Source organism: Pseudomonas sp. K8, from assembly GCF_014889455.1.
GTDB classification, from domain to species: domain Bacteria; phylum Pseudomonadota; class Gammaproteobacteria; order Pseudomonadales; family Pseudomonadaceae; genus Aquipseudomonas; species Aquipseudomonas veronii.
Map to the genome: position 1 here is coordinate 82,468 of NZ_VJWO01000007.1, position 16,022 is coordinate 98,489.

General features: G+C 59.0%; 11 protein-coding genes. 1 reads left to right on the forward strand and 10 read right to left on the reverse strand.

Features of this window, described 5'->3' with window-relative positions:
• Positions 1-193: 193 nt before the first annotated feature.
• Positions 194-460: a hypothetical protein gene (locus INT12_RS07360; RefSeq protein ID WP_046488130.1), complete on the forward strand. Its 267-nt coding sequence runs from the start codon at positions 194-196 to the stop codon at positions 458-460.
• Between the two features lie 105 nt (positions 461-565).
• Here INT12_RS07360 and INT12_RS07365 read toward each other — a convergent pair whose 3' ends face one another.
• The 10 genes from INT12_RS07365 to INT12_RS07410 form a co-directional block, all read right to left on the reverse strand.
• Positions 566-1,537, reverse strand: coding sequence for a peptide ABC transporter ATP-binding protein (locus INT12_RS07365; protein WP_017845442.1), 972 nt, complete (start codon positions 1,535-1,537; stop codon positions 566-568).
• Complete coding sequence (locus INT12_RS07370; protein ID WP_102617145.1) at positions 1,537-2,505, reverse strand: ABC transporter ATP-binding protein; 969 nt, start codon at positions 2,503-2,505, stop codon at positions 1,537-1,539. Before INT12_RS07370 ends, INT12_RS07365 begins: the two co-directional genes overlap by 1 nt.
• A 10-nt stretch (positions 2,506-2,515) precedes the next feature.
• Positions 2,516-3,427, reverse strand: coding sequence for an ABC transporter permease subunit (locus INT12_RS07375; RefSeq protein ID WP_026139829.1), 912 nt, complete (start codon positions 3,425-3,427; stop codon positions 2,516-2,518).
• A gap of 10 nt (positions 3,428-3,437) precedes the next feature.
• On the reverse strand, positions 3,438-4,448 hold the full coding sequence (locus INT12_RS07380; RefSeq protein ID WP_017845439.1) for an ABC transporter permease subunit: 1,011 nt from the start codon (positions 4,446-4,448) through the stop codon (positions 3,438-3,440).
• Positions 4,449-4,525: 77 nt separating this feature from the next.
• Positions 4,526-6,124 (reverse strand): ABC transporter substrate-binding protein, encoded by a 1,599-nt coding sequence (locus tag INT12_RS07385; protein WP_017845438.1) that lies wholly within the window; start codon positions 6,122-6,124, stop codon positions 4,526-4,528.
• A gap of 80 nt (positions 6,125-6,204) precedes the next feature.
• On the reverse strand, positions 6,205-7,599 hold the full coding sequence (locus tag INT12_RS07390; protein ID WP_017845437.1) for an OprD family outer membrane porin: 1,395 nt from the start codon (positions 7,597-7,599) through the stop codon (positions 6,205-6,207).
• Between the two features lie 169 nt (positions 7,600-7,768).
• Positions 7,769-9,313 carry an ABC transporter substrate-binding protein gene (locus INT12_RS07395; RefSeq protein ID WP_371918420.1) on the reverse strand — a complete coding sequence of 515 codons (1,545 nt, stop codon included), beginning with the start codon at positions 9,311-9,313 and terminating at the stop codon, positions 7,769-7,771.
• Between the two features lie 363 nt (positions 9,314-9,676).
• The gene (locus INT12_RS07400) at positions 9,677-11,305 is read right to left on the reverse strand and encodes an ABC transporter substrate-binding protein (RefSeq protein WP_026139828.1); all 1,629 of its coding nucleotides are present in this window, start codon (positions 11,303-11,305) and stop codon (positions 9,677-9,679) included.
• 258 nt (positions 11,306-11,563) lie between these two features.
• Positions 11,564-13,165: an ABC transporter substrate-binding protein gene (locus tag INT12_RS07405; RefSeq protein ID WP_193058804.1), complete on the reverse strand. Its 1,602-nt coding sequence runs from the start codon at positions 13,163-13,165 to the stop codon at positions 11,564-11,566.
• 98 nt (positions 13,166-13,263) lie between these two features.
• A complete protein-coding gene (locus tag INT12_RS07410; RefSeq protein WP_193058811.1) occupies positions 13,264-15,945 on the reverse strand; it encodes a hypothetical protein in 2,682 nt (893 codons plus the stop codon).
• Positions 15,946-16,022 lie beyond the last annotated feature (77 nt).

Consider the following 16,022-nt stretch of genomic DNA (forward strand, 5'->3'; position numbering starts at 1 on the left):
TCGCCCTTTTTCATGGGCGCTGCAAAACCAAAGGTGGGAGGGGCGGTGCGACGGTTCGACTTGCTCTCCCACATTTTTTGATCTCCACCCGATGTGGGGATTGGCGAGAACCCGGCATCGGGACTAGCTTCAACGCTGGCGGCGCTAAACAGCGGTCGTGCGGGATTCACCTACTGACTGGAGGGGATCAACCATGAGTATTGTTCAACGAGTCGTGCTGTTACTGAAGGTGCTGGTGCTGTTGTCATTGGGAATGTCGACGGCCTGGGCACATAACCCGGTGCAGAGCGGGGCGGCGGTGTCTGCGCTGCAGAGTGGGCAGGCCAAGGGCCTGCAACTGGCCAAGTCTGAAGCGGAGCCCGGCGACGAGGACCAGGGCGGCAGCAAGGGCGATGACGACTCCACCACCGACGAGCCGGGCGATGACAACCCGGATGATGAAGGCGATAGCCAGACGTAGACCCTGCAAAAAAAGCCCCTCCCGCCAGGCTGATGCGCAACCTGACGGGAAGGGCTGTAGAACGCTGTGTCACCGCGCCCCCCACAGGGCAGCGCGACGCTCGTTTCAGGCGACGAACTGCTCCGCATAGTGGCAAGCCACCTGGCGGTTATCCAACGCCCGCAACTGCGGCTCCTCGCTGCTGCACCGCGCCGTCGCATACGGGCAGCGCTTGTGGAAAGCGCAGCCGGACGGCGGGTTCAGCGGGTTGGGCAGTTCGCCGACGATCTTGATCTTCGGCTTGTTCGGGTCCGGGTGGATGGTCGGTGTGGCCGACAGCAGCGCCTGGGTGTACGGGTGCAGGGGGCGCGCGTAGATGTCGCCCTTGGGGCCGACTTCCACCGGGCGCCCGAGGTACATCACCATCACGTCGTCGGCGACGTGTTGCACCACCGCAAGGTTGTGGGAAATGAACACGTAGGCGGTGTTGAATTCCTGCTGCAGGTCCATGAACAGGTTGAGCACCTGGGCCTGGATCGACACGTCCAGTGCCGAGGTCGGCTCATCCGCCACCAGCACTTTTGGTTGCAGCATCATCGCCCGGGCCAGGGCGATCCGTTGGCGCTGGCCGCCGGAGAACATATGCGGGTAGCGCTGATAGTGCTCAGGGCGCAGGCCCACCTGCTTCATCATCGCCTGGACCTTTTCGCGGCGTTCGGCGGCGGACAGGTGGGTGTTGATCAGCAGCGGTTCAGCCAGTTGATCGCCGACTTTCTGCCGCGGGTTCAACGAGGCATACGGGCTCTGGAACACCATCTGCACGTCTTTGCGCAATTGCTTGCGCTGCGCCTTGTCGGCGCCGGCGACTTCCTGGCCGGCGATTTTCAACGAGCCCGAGGATGGCTCTTCAATCAGCGTCAGCGCACGGGCCAGGGTGGATTTGCCGCAGCCCGACTCGCCCACCACGGCGAGGGTCTTGCCGGCTTCCAGTTCGAAGGACACCCCATTGAGGGCGCGCACGGTGGCGTGGCCCTTGAACAGGCCTCGGGACACTTCGTAGTGACGGGTCAGGTCGCGGGCGGTAAGAACGACGGCCATTACGCCACCTCCTGGTTCAAGGGGTAGAAGCAGCGCGCGAGGCTGTTCGATTTAGGGTCCAGGCCCGGGCGGGTCTGGCGGCAGCTGTCTTGCACGTAGGGGCAACGCGGCGACAACAGGCAGCCTTGCGGGCGGTCATAACGGCCGGGCACGATGCCGGGCAGCGTGGCCAGGCGCGCGGCACCGAGGCTGTGTTCCGGAATCGCCTTGAGCAGTGCTTCGCTGTAGGGATGCGCCGGAATGTCGAACAGTTGCGGCACCTGGCCGACTTCCACGGCTTGGCCGGCATACATCACACACACGCGCTGGGCGGTTTCCGCGACGACCGCGAGGTCGTGGGTGATCAGCACCAGGCCCATGTTCTGCTCTTTCTGCAGGGCCAGCAGCAGGTCCATGATCTGGGCCTGGATGGTCACGTCCAAGGCGGTGGTCGGTTCGTCGGCGATCAGCAGCTTCGGCTCGCCGGCAATCGCCATGGCGATGGCCACGCGTTGGCTCATACCGCCGGACAGTTGGTGCGGGTAGGCATCCATCCGGCTGGCGGCGCCGGGGATCTCGACTTTTTCCAGCAGTTCGATGGCACGCTTGCGTGCTTGCTTGCTGGACATCTTCAGGTGCAGGCGCAGCACTTCTTCGATCTGGAAACCCACGGTGTAACTGGGGTTCAGCGCGGTCATCGGGTCCTGGAACACCATCGCCAGGTCTTTGCCGACGATCTGCCGACGCTGGCGGTTGCTCAGCTTGAGCATGTCCTTGCCGTCGAAGTTCAGGGCGTCGGCGGTGACGATGCCGGGGTGTTCGATCAGGCCCATCAGCGCCATCATGGTCACGGATTTACCCGAGCCCGACTCTCCCACGATCGCCAGGACTTCGCCTTTGTCGACGCTGATGTCGAGGCCATCGACCACCGGCACGGCGGTCTTGTCGCCGAAGCGCACGTTGAGATTCTTGATTTCTAACAGTGACATGGGAATCTCCTCAGGCGGCGTTCTTGAGTTTCGGGTCCAGCGCGTCGCGCAGGCCGTCGCCCATCAGGTTGATTGCCAGCACGCTGAGCAAAATGGTCAGACCCGGCAGGCTCACGACCCACCAGGCGCGTTCGATGTAGTCACGGGCCGAAGCCAGCATGGTGCCCCATTCCGGCGTTGGCGGTTGCACGCCCAGGCCGAGGAAGCCCAGCGCGGCGGCATCGAGGATCGCCGAAGAGAAACTCAAGGTCGCCTGCACGATCAGCGGCGCCATGCAGTTGGGCAGCACGGTGATGAACATCAGGCGCGGCAGGCCGGCACCGGCGAGGCGGGCGGCGGTCACGTAGTCGCGGTTGAGTTCGCCCATCACCGCAGCGCGGGTCAGACGCACGTAGGACGGCAGCGAGACGATGGCGATGGCGATCACGGTGTTGATCAGGCCAGGGCCGAGGATCGCGACAATGGCGACGGCCAGCAGCAGTGATGGCAGGGCCAGCATGATGTCCATCAGGCGCATGATGGTCGGGCCGAGCAGGCGCGGGAAGAACCCGGCGAACAGCCCGAGCAGGATGCCCGGAATCAGCGACATCACCACCGACGACAAGCCGATCAGCAGCGACAGGCGCGAGCCCTGGATCAAGCGCGAGAGCAAGTCACGGCCGAGTTCGTCGGTGCCGAGCAGGAACTGGATCTGCCCGCCTTCCAGCCACGACGGCGGGGTCAGCAGGAAGTCGCGGTATTGCTCGCTGGGGTTATGCGGCGCCACCCACGGGGCGAACAGCGCGCAGAACACGATCAGCAACATGAACAGCAGGCCGGCAACCGCGCCTTTGTTCTTGGAGAAGGCTTGCCAGAATTCTTTGTACGGCGACGGGTACAGCAGGCTCTGATCGACTGCTGACACTGGAGTAGGTGTGGTCATGGTCATGATCTCAGCGCTGGTGACGGATGCGTGGGTTGGCGAAGCCGTAGAGGACATCCACCACGAAGTTCACCAGGATCACCAGGCAGGCGATCAGCAGGATGCCGTTTTGCACCACCGGGTAGTCCCGTGCGCCAATGGCTTCGATCAGCCATTTGCCGATGCCGGGCCACGAGAAGATGGTTTCGGTCAATACCGCACCAGCCAGCAGGGTGCCGACTTGCAGGCCGACCACGGTGAGCACCGGGATCAGCGCATTCCGCAGGCCATGGATGAACACCACGCGCGCCGGCGACAGGCCTTTGGCCTTGGCGGTGCGGATGTAGTCTTCGCGCAACACTTCGAGCATCGACGAACGGGTCATCCGCGCAATCACCGCCAGCGGGATGGTGCCGAGCACGATGGCCGGCAGGATCAGGTGGTGCAGGGCGTCCCAGAACGCATCAGGCTCGTTGGCCAGCAGGGTGTCGATCAGCATGAAGCCGGTGCGTGGCTCGATGTCGTAGAGCAGGTCGATACGCCCGGAAACCGGGGTCCAGCCCAGGCTCACCGAGAAGAACATGATCAGGATCAGGCCCCACCAGAAGATCGGCATCGAATAGCCCGCGAGGGAGATGCCCATCACCCCGTGGTCGAACAGCGATCCTCGCTTCAAGGCCGCGATCACCCCCGCCAACAGGCCCAGGATACCGGCGAACAACAGGGCGGCCATGGACAGCTCCAGGGTCGCCGGGAAGAGTGCGGTGAACTCGGTCCACACGCTGGTGCGCGTGCGCAGGGATTCGCCAAGGTCGCCTTGGGCCAGCTTGCCGATGTAGTCCAGGTACTGCGCATACAACGGCTTGTTAAGGCCAAGGCGTTCCATTGCCTGTGCGTGCATCTCGGGGTCGACCCGGCGTTCGCCCATCATGACTTCTACGGGGTCGCCTGGAATCATGCGGATCAACGCAAACGTCAGCAACGTGATGCCGAAGAAGGTGGGGATCAATAACCCCAATCGGCGGGCAATAAAACTAAACATCTTGTGGTGTACCTCAATCAGCCGGTTAGGCAGGTCCGGCACCGTCAACGTCGACGGTGCCGAGCGTTTTTTCTTATTTACTTCACCTGGGTGGTGGCGAAGTTATTGGTCGTCAGTGGGCTTTGGGTATAACCCTCGACGTTTTTGCGCATGGCGGTGAACATTTTCGGATAAGCCATGGGGATCCACGGTTGATCCTTGTCAAAGACGTCCAGTGCTTGTTCATAGAGTGCAGCGCGCTGGGTGGGTTCAGCGATGGCGCGCGCCTTGTCGATCAGGTCCTGAAATTCTTTATTACACCAACGGGCGTAGTTTTCGCCGTTCTTGGCCGCATCGCAACTCAGGTTCGGGGTGAGGAAGTTGTCCGGGTCACCGTTATCGCCGGCCCAACCTGCAGAGACCATGTCGTGCTCGCCCGCTTTGGCGCGTTTGAGCATCTCGCCCCACTCCATCACCTTGATGTTGACCTTCAGGCCGATCTGGGCCAGGTCCGCTTGCATGCGCTGGGCGCCGAGCATCGGGTTGGGGTTGGTCGGGCCGCCGCCGTTACGGGTGAACAGGGTGAACTCGGTGCCCTCCGGCACGCCGGCTTCCTTGAGCAGGGCGCGGGCCTTGTCGAGGTCGCGTGGCGGGTTTTTCAACGTGTTGTTGAAACCCAGCAACGTCGGCGGATACGGACCGGTGCCGACAACTGCGTTGCCTTTGCCGTACAGGGCCTCAGTGTAGCCGGCCTTGTCGAACGCGATGTTGATCGCGTGACGCACCCGTGCGTCGCTCATGTATTTGTGGGTGGTGTTCAAGGCAGTGTAGCTGGTGGTCATGGCCGCCAGTTCATCGACTTTCAGGTTCGGGTCTTTCTTGATGCTCGGGATGTCGTCGGGCTTCGGATACAGCGCGATCTGGCATTCGTTGGCCTTGAGCTTCTGCAGGCGCACGTTGTTGTCGGTGGTGATCGCCAGGATCAGCGGGTCGGCCGGCGGCTTGCCGCGGAAGTAGTCCGGGTTGGCCTTGAAGCGCACCTGGGCGTCCTTGGCGTAGCGGGTGAAGATGAACGGGCCGGTGCCGACCGGCTTGGCGTTGAGGTCATCGGTCTTGCCGGACTTGAGCAACTGGTCGGCATATTCGGCCGAGTGGATCGACGAAAACGCCATGGCCAGGTCGGCCAGGAACGGTGCTTCCGGACGGGTCAGGGTGAAAACCACGGTGTGATCGTCGGTCTTCTCGACGCTCTTGAGCAGTTCCTTGAAGCCCATGCTTTCGAAGTACGGGTAGCCCACGTTGGACTTGGTGTGCCACGGGTGTTTCGGGTCCAGCTGGCGCTGGAAGCTCCAAAGCACGTCGTCGGCGTTCAGGTTGCGCGTGGGTTTGAAATAGTCGGTGGTGTGGAACTTGATGTCGTCACGCAGGTGGAAGGTGTAGGTCAGGCCATCGGCGCTGATTTCCGGCAGGGCCTTGGCCAGCGCCGGGATCACTTCGGTGGTGCCGGGCTTGAAGTCCACCAGACGGTTGAACAGGGTTTCGGCGGCGGCGTCGGCGGTGACGGCCGTGGTGTACAGGACCGGATCGAAACCTTCCGGGCTGGCTTCGGTGCAGACCACCAGCGGTTTGGCCGAAATGCCGACCGCCACGCTCAACAGCGCAGCGGCAATGGCAGCTTGTAACGGGAGCATGTTCATTCGGAGCCCTCTGCAATCGATGGAACCAGACGAGCATAGAGGGCGGGCTCGTCCTGAGCCCGCCGTCTACCTGGCGCTGATTAAAGGATGTTGAACGGGATGGTGGTGACCAAACGGAACTCTTTGATGCTGCCGTCGGACTGGAACTCACTGCCACGGTGCTCAACGTAGGTCGCACGAATGCCCGTGGCTTTGAGTGGGCCGCTCTGGATTGCGTAAGAGGCGCCTACACCGTATTCCTGGTGTTTTTCGCCGTCTTGGCTCTGGATGCCGTCATAGGCGAACTTGGCCCGACCACCGTTGCCGGTGTAGTGGGTGCCGTCGATGCCCCAGCCGCGCGCTGAGTAAGCGTTGAACTTCAGGCCTGGCACGCCGTATTCGGCCATGTTGATGGCGTAGGCGATCTGGAAGGACTTCTCGTTCGGGCCGTTGAAGTCCGAGGTCAGGGAGTTGGCCAGGTAGATGCCGTTGGTTTCGTGCAGGTAGTCGAAGTACTCGTTACCGTTCACTGCCTGGTACGCGAAGGTCAGACTGTGCGCCTGGTGGGTCAGGCCGAGCGACAGCGAGTAGGTGTCGTTGTCGATTTCGCCCATCAACTTTTTGCCTTCGTCGACGGTCTTGTAGTAGTTCAGGCCGGTGGTCAGGCCCAATACCGAGCTGTCGCCCAGTTCATGGGTCGCGCCGAAGTAGTACTGGTTCCAGAAGTCTTTGACGTTGGCGGCGAAGATGCTGGTTTTCAGGCTTTTCAGCGGCTGGTAGTTCAGGCCCAGGGTCGACACCTTGTCGGTTTCAGCGCCGTTGCCGTATTCACTGCGGAATTTCGACAGGCTCTGTTCGGTACGTGGCGAAACGCGGTCGAACACGCCGCCCTGGAACGACAGGTTGCTGAACTCTTCGCTGTTGAAACTCACCCCTTCGAAGCTCGAAGGCAGCGCACGGTTGCCGATGGTATCGACGATGCCGCTGCTGAAGTTCTGGCGACCGGCGGTCAGGGTGGTGTTGGAGACGCGGAACTGCACGTTGGCCAGGCCCAGTTTGCTCCACTGGTCGACTGCATCGCCGTTGGAGTCGGCCAGGGTACGGTTGGAGCCGCCCTTGATGTCACGCTTGCTGCGGTCCAGGACCAGTGCGTTGTAGACCGCCAATTCGGTCTTGACGCCCACGGTACCCTGGGTGAAACCCGAGCTGGCGTTGAGGATGGTGCCCTGTACCCAGTTGGTACGATTGCGGTCGGTGCGGGTTTCGCCATGCTTCTTGTACTCGAAGGTGCCCCCACGGTACTTGCTTTCATGGGAGTACCAGTTACGCGTGGTGCCGCCCAGGCTGAAGTCCTCGATAAAACCCTTGGCTTCGCTTTGAGCGCTGGTGCCGGCCAGTGTGGTGGGAACGAAGTCCTGGCTCTGGGTTTCCGCGTAAGCGGTCGCCGTGATGCTGCTGATGGCCAGGGCCAGAAGCGCTTTGCTGCTCAGTTTCATGGGTGAAGCTCCTTTGGTTCTCTTTTTTTATGCCGGTCTTTTAGGCGAACCGGCTATTGGTGTGTAACTCGTTCAAGCATTTGCAAACGTTTGCTGTAGGAAATTTCCCAACAGAAGGCTGCAAGTTTGCCGGAGAGTGTTATCCACTCCCCGCAATCCGGTTATTTTCTTATGGGGTGATACTGACGCCCGAGAACACGTTGCGGCCGAAGGGGCTCACTTGGAAACCTTCGACTTTGGCGCTTAACGGCTGGTTGACCGTCGAGTGGGCGACGGGTGTGATCGGCACCTGCGCTTTGAGCAGTTGCTGTGCCTGTTTGTACAGAACAGTCCGTTGTTCGCGGTCGGTGACGACCTTGGCTTGCTTGATCAGCTTGTCGTATGCCGGGTCGCACCACATGGAGTAGTTGTTCCCGCCGATGGCGTCGCAGCTGTAGAGGGTGCCCAACCAGTTGTCCGGGTCGCCGTTGTCGCCGGTCCAGCCGATCAGGCTGATATCGTGCTCACCGTTCTTGGTGCGCTTGATGTACTCGCCCCACTCGTAGCTGACGATCTTGACCTTGAGGCCGATCTTGGCCCAGTCGTTCTGCAGCATCTCGGCCATCAGCTTGGCGTTGGGGTTGTACGGCCGTTGTACCGGCATCGCCCACAGGGTGATCTCGGTGCCTTCCTTCACGCCGGCGGCCTTGAGCAGTTCCTTGGCTTTTTCCGGGTTGTAGGCGGCGTCTTTGATGCTGTCGTCGTAAGACCACTGCGTCGGTGGCATGGCGTTGACCGCCAGTTGCCCCGCGCCTTGGTACACGGCGTTGAGGATGCTCTGCTTGTTCACCGCCATGTCCAGCGCCTGACGCACTTCGAGCTGGTCGAACGGTTTGTGGCGCACGTTGTAGGCGATGTAGCCGAGGTTGAAACCTGGCTTGGTCAGCAGTTGCAGCTTGGGGTCGGCCTTGAGAGCGTCGACATCCGCCGGACGCGGATGCAGGGTGATCTGGCATTCGCCGGCCTTGAGCTTTTGCACCCGCACCGACGCGTCGGTGTTGATGGCGAAGATCAACTGGTCGAGCTTGACCCGGCTCGGGTCCCAGTACTGTTTGTTGCCGGCGTAACGGATCTGCGAGTCTTTCTGGTAGCGCTGGAAGACGAACGGGCCAGTGCCGATCGGCTTCTGGTTGATGTCGCTGGGCTTGCCCTGCTTGAGCAACTGCTCGGCGTATTCGGCCGACAGAATGGAGGCAAAGCTCATGGCGATATTTTGCACGAACGCCGCGTCGACCGTGTTCAGTGTCATCACCACGGTGTGCGGGTCGGTTTTCTCGACCTTGGCGATGTTCTTGTTCAGGCTCATCCCGTTGAAGTATGGAAACTCGGTGGGGTAGGCCTTACGAAACGGATGGTCGGGGTCAAGCATGCGGTTGAAAGTGAACAACACGTCGTCGGCGTTGAAGTCCCGCGTGGGCTTGAACTCTTTATTGCTGTGGAATTTCACCCCTTCGCGCAGGTGGAAGGTGTAGGTCAGGCCATCTGGCGAAATATTCCACTTGGTTGCCAGCCCCGGTACGACGCTGGTCGCGCCCTTTTCAAACTCAACCAGGCGGTTGTACAGCGGCTCGGCCGCATCGTTGTCGGTGGCGGTGGTGTACTGCGCGGTGTCAAAGCCCGCCGGGCTGCCTTCAGAGCAAAACACCAGGCTCTTTTTTTCGGCGGCGTGGCCCATCGTGGCCACAGCCAGCAGGCTGGTACCAAAAATTGCGGATAGAACGGTGGTATGGCGCATGACGATCCCGATCCTTGTTTGTAGTTGTCATCAGCGAGCAATCCCCCCGGCATACGGCCAGGGGGACATCACTGATTCCACGCACAGCAAGTGCCCATCAGATTGGAGCCTCTGCTGTCCTACGACGTTAGGGGTCGAGGACTTCGCAGTAAATGCGCAAAATCTGACTGACCTTGTAGGCAACGGAGCCGCGAATCGAAGTTCATTGCCGTAGGACGGCAGCGAGCGCGAATGTGGTCTGTTTCCTACTGGCCTGGCGGATGCAATAACGGCGACGTTATGAAACGTCGCCGCGATTGGTCCTTACTTGCCGCTGACGCTCACGCCGTAGAAGGAGTTCAGGCCAAACGGGCTGATCTTGAAGTCCTGTACGGTGTTGCGCATGGGTTGATACACCGTCGAGTGCGCGATAGGTGTCATCGGGACTGCATCTTTGAGGATATGTTGCGCCTGCTTATACAGCTCGGTGCGTTTGGCCACATCCGAAGTGGCCTTGGCTTCTTTCACGATGCCGTCGAATTTCTTGTCGCACCATTTGGAGAAGTTGTTACCGGCCAGCGAATCGCAGCCGAACAGTACGTTCAGCCAGTTGTCCGGGTCCCCATTGTCGCCGCTCCAGCCAATGATCATGGCCTGGTTCTCGCCGCCTTTGGAACGCTTGATGTACTCGCCCCATTCGTAGCTGACGATGTTGACCTTCAGGCCGATCTGTTTCCAGTCGTTCTGCAGCATCTCGGCCATCAGCTTGGCGTTCGGGTTGTACGGACGCTGGACCGGCATGGCCCACAGGGTGATCTCGGTGCCGTCCTTGATCCCGGCTTCCTTGAGCAGTTCCTTGGCTTTGGCCACGTCGTGCGGGGCATCTTTGATGGTGGTGTCGTAGGACCACTGGGTCGGCGGCATGGCGTTGACCGCCAATTGGCCCGCGCCCTGGTACACAGAGTCGATGATCTGCTGCTTGTTCACCGCCATGTCCAGCGCCTGGCGCACGCGCAGGTCGGACAGCGGGTTAGGCGCGGTCTGGCCCTTGAGCACCGGCATGACGTTGTAGGCGATGTAGCCCAGGTTGAAACCGGCCTGGTGCGGCAGTTTCAAGTCCTTGTCGTCGCCCAGTGCCTTGAGGTCGGCCGGACGGGGGAACAGGGTGATCTGGCATTCGTTTTTCTTGAGCTTCTGGATACGCACCGACGGGTCGGTGGTGATGGCGAAGATCAGGTTGTCGATCTTCACGTCTTCAGGTTTCCAGTAGTCCTTGTTGCCGGTGTAACGAATGTTCGAGTCTTTCTGGTAGCTCTTGAACACGAACGGGCCGGTGCCGACAGGTTTCTGGTTGATGTCCTGCGGCGTGCCGTTTTTCAGCAGTTGCGCGGCGTACTCGGCCGACTGGATCGACGCGAAGCTCATCGCCAGGTTCTGGATGAAGGCGGCGTCCACGGTGCCAAGGGTGAACTTGACGGTGTGGGCATCGACTTTCTCGATGTTCTTGATGTTGGTGTCCATCCCCATGTCCGTGAAGTACGGGAACTCGGTGGGGTAGGCCTTACGGAACGGATCGTCTTTGTTGATCATCCGGTTGAAGGTGAACAGTACGTCGTCGGCCGAGAACTCGCGAGTGGGCTTGAAGTACGGGGTGGTGTGGAACTTGACGCCTTCGCGCAGGTGGAAGGTGTACGTCAGGCCATCCGGGGACACGTCCCAGCTGGTGGCCAGGCCAGGAACGACGGCGGTGCCGCCACGTTCGAACTGGCTCAGACGGTTGAACATGGTTTCGGCCGAAGCATCGAAGTCTGTTCCGGTGGTGTACTGGCCTGGATCAAAACCGGCCGGGCTCCCTTCGGAGCAGAACACCAGGTTAGTCGCCGCTTGGGCGAAAGGCGCTGCGGCCATAAGGCCAGCGCTAACAAGTAACGGAATGACTGCGTGTTTAAGCATGTTGGCCTCATGATTTGTTGTCATTTTTGGTAGTGAGGGCGACCTCGTGAGTCGGCCTGCGGATACTTATGCAGGGGCCATACCCATTGCAAGATGCTGAACGGTTGCAAGGATGAAAGAGTGGTACGAACGTACAGGAATGTCGCAAATATGAAAGTTTCGACATAAATGTGTACATTTGGAGGGCTTTTTCGGTGCCGCACGAGCACCAAAAAGGCCCAACCGAGGCGTGTTATGCACTCGATTGGGGCGTTGCTGTTACTTATCGAGACTCACGCCGTAGAACGGCGTCAGGCCAAAGGGGCTGATTTTGAAGTCCCGCACTTCCTTGCGAAGTGGCTGGAAAACCGTCGAGTTCGCAATAGGCGTTATAGGTACTTGTTCCTTAAGGATTTTTTGTGCCTGCTGATACCACTTGATACGCTGCTCGCGGTCGCTGCTGACCTTGGCCTGTTGCACCAGCTTGTCGTAGGCCGGGTTACACCATTTGGCGTAGTTGCTGCCCTTCACCGCGGCACAGCTGTAGAGCACGCCGAGCCAGTTATCCGGGTCGCCGTTGTCGCCGGTCCAGCCGTAAATCATCGCATCGTGCTCGCCATTCTTGGCGCGCTTGATGTATTCGCCCCACTCATAGCTGACGATGTTGGCCTTGATGCCGATGTTGGCCCAATCCTGTTGGATCATTTGTGCCGACATTCGCGCATTCGGATTGGACGCGCGTTGTACGGTCATCGCCCACAAGTTGATGGTCGTACCGGGTGCAACCCCTGCTTCTTTTAGTAGCGCCCGCGCTTTGGCCGGGTCGAACGGGGCATCCTTGATCGTCGGGTCATAAGACCACTGCGCCGGAGGCAAGGCGTTCTGCGCCAGTTGTCCGGCGCTCTGGTACACGGCCTTGATGATCGCCGGTTTATCGATGGCCATGTCCAGGGCCTGGCGCACCTTGAGTTGATCCAGCGGCGGATGCGTCACGTTGTAGGCCAGAAAACCCAGGTTGAACCCTGCTTGCTGCAACACGCGCAGGTTGGGGTCTTGTTTCATCACCTCGATGTCGGCAGGGCGCGGGTAACCGCTGACCTGGCATTCGCCGGCCTTGAGTTTCTGCAGGCGCGACGCGGCGTCCGGGGTGATCGCGAACACCAGGTTGTCGAGCTTCACATCCTCGGGTTTCCAATACTGTTTATTGGCGACGTAGCGAATCTGCGAGTCCTTTTGGTAACGCTTGAACACGAAAGGCCCGGTGCCCACCGGTTTTTGGTTGATGTCTGCGGCGTTGCCGGTCTTCAGCAGTTGCGCGGCGTACTCGGCCGATTGCACCGAGGCGAAACTCATCGCCAGGTTCTGTACGAAAGAGGCATCGACGTTGTTCAGGCTGAAGCGCACGGTGTGCTCGTCCAGTTTGTCGACGCTTTTGATCGTGGTGTTCAAACCCATGTCGGTGAAATACGGCGACTCGGACGGGTAGGCCTTGCGAAACGGGCTGTCGGCATCCAGCAGGCGGTTGAAGGTGAACAACACGTCATCGGCGTTGAAGTCGCGGGTGGGCGTGAAGAAATCGGTGGTGTGGAACTTGACGCCGTCACGCAGATGGAAGGTGTACGTCAGACCGTCGTTGGAGACCTCCCAACGGGTCGCCAACCCGGGTTCGACCTCGGTGCCGCCGCGCTTGAACTGGGTCAGGCGGTTGAACACGGTTTCGGCGGAGGCATCGAAATCGGTGCCGCTGGTGTACTGGCTGGGGTCGAAGCCGGCGGGGCTGGCTTCGGGGCAGTAGACCAGGGTGCTGGCCGCCTGGGCCATGGGCATAAAGGCCAGCAGGCCGGCAGCGAGGAGCAGCGGTTTGAAGATGGTTCTTTCCATGGAGACCCCTGAAGTGGCAGGCATATAAAGCTGCGCGCACGAAAAAACGGCGGTCACCGAGGTTACCGCCGTTACGTGTTATCAGAAAGTCGCCGGTGTTATTTCACCTCGACGATACTCGAGGCGGTCAGGGTGAAGGGGGCCTTTTTATTGATGGCGTAAGGATTTGCGTCTGGGTCCAGTTCGTTGGATTCAGCAATCTCGAAGGTGCGTTGTGCGCTGACCTCCATATTGGGAATTTCAGCCGCATCTTTATCCAGATCGAGTAATGTCATTTTCGCGTCAAATTGAACCTTGGCCGTATTTGTTTCTGGATCGTAGGTGATGATGTAATGGGTGTCCTTGCCTTTGAAGCCGACATGCTCTTGCAGTTGGTTCATTTTTAACTCGACCGATGTGGGAGCGACACTGCCCTGATGAGCCACTTCGGATATGCGCGAGCGTAAGAGCGGGTCGGGGATGGCCTCTTCGAACTGCTTGAGTCGCTGGCGCAGCGTTTCACCATCCGCGCTGCCTGAGGCATCCAGCTCCACGGTCGTATAACCGTCTGGTTGTTTTATCCTTACGCTGTAATGGTCGCGGTTCAAGTCCTTCAGGAAGTTTGGCGAGTAGGGCGTTGTGCTGTACTCATTAGGCTGCGACTTTTCGCTGGAATAAACTTCGAAGTTGTCTTCGTCGACGGTCCAGGAAATATTGAGTTTACGTTTAAGTACGTCCCCTTCTTTATAATTGCTGACGGATTGTTGGTAGGTGGTGTCGTTGTTGTAGTTAAAGACTTCGTCAAACTTATCGGCACCACTTGTCTTGGGGTCGCCCAACGCTTCGAATCCATCCGAAAGTTTTGGCGGTATCTTGGCAGCCTCTGTGGGAGGGGACGAAGGGGCGCGATTCCAAGGCCAGCCACCTTGGCCTCTGGCGGTGGACCACTGTCCGTCACCGTTGGCATATACGGTCAATACAGGCTTCCTGGTATTGGGGTCAATGATCTGGACATAGTTATCACTGAGTTTGAAATCACTTCTGATCTCATACACTTTTTGCAAACCCGTATCGTCGGCATAGCGGATGAACCAGCGTTTTTCGTCGGCGGCCTGATAAATGCCTTTGGTGTTGGGCACTGCGTTCTCAATGAGTTTCTCGCCATTGGGCAGCGCATATTTGCTGATGTCCCCCGACTGGCTGGGGCGCAACCGGTTGATTGGCGGAATTCCATTCTGAGCGTCGTCGCTCGGCGGTAACTGTGGGTGACCCGCATCGCCTTTGTTTTTCCAGACGCCCGCCTCATCAGGCTTGGCAATAATGCCGCTATTGGCCAGCTTGGACGGATCTTCTGGGTGCTGAACACGCAGTATGTAATGCGCCCCATCCCCGGCGTCCGGCGTATTGCTGGCGAAGTATTTTCTCCCGTTAAACTCCACCTCTTGCATACCCGGAAAGGAGGCTGACGGAGGCGGCGCTGGATTTACGTTTACTTCAGGCGCGCCTCCCATTGAAACGGGAGCTTGATTTGCGGTAGATGGAAGTTCGGGGGCCCGCACCAACTCAAAATCGCTTGTCGCTGCGTTGTATCGCCAGTTGTAATTCAGGCCGATAGCCGCGGTGCCGGTATTTTCGCCCAGCCCGGCTTCTATCCCGATCGGTGTAAGTTCATGTGCAAGTTGCAGGCTGGATATAACCGCCGCGGCATTGCCGCCAACGCGATCCTGCGCCGTCATGCCATAGATGCCGTCATGTATGCCGAAGGCAATAATACCTACGTTGCCCAGGACGGGAACGTAGCCGAAGGTATTGCCCCAAAAATCTTTCGCACCCTTCCAACCTTGTTGTGAGGAGCCAAATACTTGGGTTTGGTCACTCCATACCGCATTCTTGGCATTTAAGTCTTGGTAGCTGGTAGCAATGCTGTCATTGAGGTTGCCATATTTCAAATGATAGTCGCTACCTCGTGATCGCGTGTAATTAAATACCTCGCGAACTGGTATGGCTTGATCCTTGACGAGGTTTTGATAACCTGGGTAGTTGGCGTGATTTCCCTCAATCAAGTTATCGAGTACTTCCCCCGCCTTGGGCCAATGTGCATCTATGCCGCCTTGTCTGTCGCGGGCATTGAAACTTTTTTGCAAGTTCTCACGATTGCTTTTGGCCCAGTTGGCGAAATCATCATCGCCTTTTATTTCGTGGGCGGCACCGTTCTTCAAGTCGACCATCACACCCTTGTTGGGTCTGTGCTCATAATTACCGTCGTAGGGCGTGTAAGGAATAAATGCATACCCCGCCATTGGGTAGCCGTAAATGTTGGGGACGATGACTTGTCCATTTTGCTCAAGCGTGCGCTTGATGGCGGTTTGAGCTTCGGGGCTTAACAGTTTAAAACTTTCACTGTCGTTGGACAGGCTCTGCAAGGTTCCCTTCAATACATAGGCGTCCGCTTTTCCGGAGCGTTTTGCCAGGGTGCCGGAAGCGTCCCGCATCGAGCTGGCTATTTCATTTTCCCAATGATCTTGGAGTGTCTGGCCGACGGATTCCAGATTATTGATTTTACCCCGGTCGCTTGACGCGATTTCCATTTCTTGGAAGTTGATCGGGCCGCCACGTTGGACTTTATCGTGCGCAAGAGAGCCCGCAGCAATTTCCCACGCAAAGTAAGTGCGCTTTTGAGTGTTGGTCAATGTCTCGGGTTTCCCCTTGCCTGTATAAGAGCTGAACGTCACCGTGAACTTTTCGTGCGGGTCGTAGCCGGCGGATAATAAACCACCACTAAAGTATCCTGCGGGTTCCATAAACTGGCGCGCGCGCTGGAATTTGATATTTCTTTCACCTTCGCTACCGTTTTCTATTTGGCCAATCTGCGTATTTA